The sequence below is a fragment of the Bacteroides sp. AM41-16 genome (assembly GCF_003603495.1).
Classification (GTDB): Bacteria; Bacteroidota; Bacteroidia; order Bacteroidales; family Bacteroidaceae; genus Bacteroides; species Bacteroides uniformis.
On the sequence record NZ_QTNE01000046.1, the window covers coordinates 1 to 2,495 of the forward strand.

Annotated in this window: 1 protein-coding gene and 1 pseudogene; both read left to right on the forward strand. The window is 43.7% G+C overall.

What is annotated here, in order from left to right:
• The first annotated feature begins 683 nt into the window (after window positions 1-683).
• A complete protein-coding gene (gene ltrA, locus DW896_RS21265; RefSeq protein WP_049702337.1) occupies window positions 684-2,369 on the forward strand; it encodes a group II intron reverse transcriptase/maturase in 1,686 nt (561 codons plus the stop codon).
• Window positions 2,353-2,495: pseudogene (locus DW896_RS21800) on the forward strand (DNA methylase); the annotation flags it as partial. The gene ltrA and the pseudogene DW896_RS21800, both read left to right, overlap by 17 nt.

Sequence of the window (2,495 nt, forward strand, 5' to 3'; positions counted from 1 at the left end):
CCGTGGGTGCGACATGAAGTCGCATAGATAATTGTTGGAATGATACTTTAAGTATCAGTTTTAACCCGCTGTTCCGTCAGCGGTAGCCTACCGACCGATGCACCTTAATGTTGTATTAAGCGGTCGGGACAAAGTACACTTTCACAAGACAAGACAGAACCGTGAGGGGAAGTCAAGTATGGTTAGTATCATACCGTAGAGTGGCGAGGCTGGATAGTATGGTTAGCGTAAGCGAACTGTTAGTAAACTTCGTAATGTCGTAAAAGAGTGCAAGATACTGATACACTCTACCCAAAATGGGATGCGGTCAGATAATCCTCTCCATGGTAGGATTACACGGATGTAAAGACCGTCGGAGGATGAGACAGAACCTAACCTATCCGTTAGTTATCTATGTGGAACATGGTAAGCCTGTACATCTCCTGTCAGACAAAAGACAGGTAAGCTGAAAGTAATGGATGCTGAATGATGTGCAGGTATAAGATAACAGAGAAAGCGAATGCCGTTCTGTAATGGGACGGATAGGGTTTGAGCCACTTATCACGAGTTGACAAGGGACAACATCAACCTACCACGAAAGTGGGCAGACTTCTGTGGTAATGTTTGGGAGGCAAATACCCAACATTAGCCAAATGGTAATTCTTTACAATAAACTTTTAGAACTTTTTAAAGTAGGAATGCAAATGAACGATAAAATCAAAGAAAATCTCCTCGACCAATCGTGTGCGCCGACTGACAACCTGCAATCAAATTGGGACAGAATAGACTGGACTAAGGCGGAGCAAGCTGTTAAGAAGCTTCAAGCTCGTATTGTAAAGGCTCAGAAGGAAGGCAGACATAACAAGGTGAAAGCCTTGCAATGGACGCTTACCCACTCTTTTTACGCAAAAGCCTTAGCCGTAAAGAGGGTTACTTCTAACGGGGGTGGTTGTACTCCTGGGGTTGACAAAGAAATATGGGATACCCCTAAAGCTAAAATGCAAGCAATAACCCAACTCAAACGCAGAGGCTACCAGCCAATGCCGCTGAGAAGAGTTCATATCAAGAAGAGCAACGGCAAACTGCGACCGTTGGGAATACCGACAATGAAAGACAGAGCCATGCAAGCACTCTATCTTATGGCATTGGAGCCTGTATCAGAAACTACAGCTGATACTCGTTCATACGGTTTCCGCAAGGAACGCTGCTGTATGGATGCAATACAGCAATGTCATAACATTCTCCGAAAGGGATATTCTCCCGAATGGATTTTGGAGGGTGACATAAAAGGGTGTTTTGACCATATCAGCCATGAGTGGTTACTTGCCAATATCCCAATGGATAAGGCAATACTCCGAAAATGGTTGAAATGTGGCTATGTTTTCAACAAGCAAATGTTCCCGACCGAGGAAGGAACACCGCAAGGTGGTATAATTTCTCCGACACTTGCCAATATGACTTTGGACGGATTGCAGAAAGCTCTTGCAGATAGATATAAGCGCCATCATGTTAATGGTAAGTTGTATTCACCAATGGTGAACCTTGTACGTTATGCGGATGATTTTATCATCACTTGCGAGAACAAGGAAACTCTTGAAAATGAAATCAAGCCATTGGTTGCTGAATTTATGTCTGAAAGAGGTCTGACCTTATCAGAGGAAAAGACGGTGATAACCAACGTGCATGACGGTTTTGATTTTCTTGGCTTTAATATCCGCAAATACGGCAAGGACATATTGACCAAGCCGACAAAGAAATCCGAGAAACGCTTTATGGAGAATATCCGTAAGGTAATTAAGGAGAACAAGGGTTGCAGACAGGAGTCGTTAATCAGAATGTTGAACTCTAAAATCCGAGGATGGGGAGGTTATTATCAGCATGGGGCGACACGTGATTCATTTCACAGAATCGACCATCAGATATTCCTCTCACTATGGCAATGGGCAAAACGCCGTCATTCCAAGAAAGGGAAACGGTGGATAAAAGACCGATATTGGCATGACATTCGAGGGAACAAATGGACTTTCGCTTCAAAATTCAAGAAACCAAACGGAAAGGAAGACCAATTGACATTATTGTCTCTGACTTCATCGTTTCCATTCCTGCAATACACGCAGATTAAAGGAGACATGAACCCGTTTGATGCAGACTGTCGTCTGTACTTCTATAAAAGAAAGAAGTCGAAAATGCTTGTTACGCTAAAAGGACGCAAGTCACTGCTGTACCTATGGGAAAAGCAAGGACGCAAATGTCCTATATGCGGTGAGCCTATTGATACGCACAAGGCATGGAATGTCATGCCAACCGTTCAAAACGGAAAGAAATGCAATCTGTTGGTTCATGATGAATGTTTTAAATTATCCCGCAAATCAAATGGAAACAAGAAGTAGTTTGAGCCGGTCTCTGCATACAAACAGAGGCTTAGAAAAGCTTGAGCCGTATGAGGGGAAACTCTCATGTACGGTTCTTAGGGGGGAAGAGGGCAGCAATGCCCTTGACCTACCCGATCGACCGTC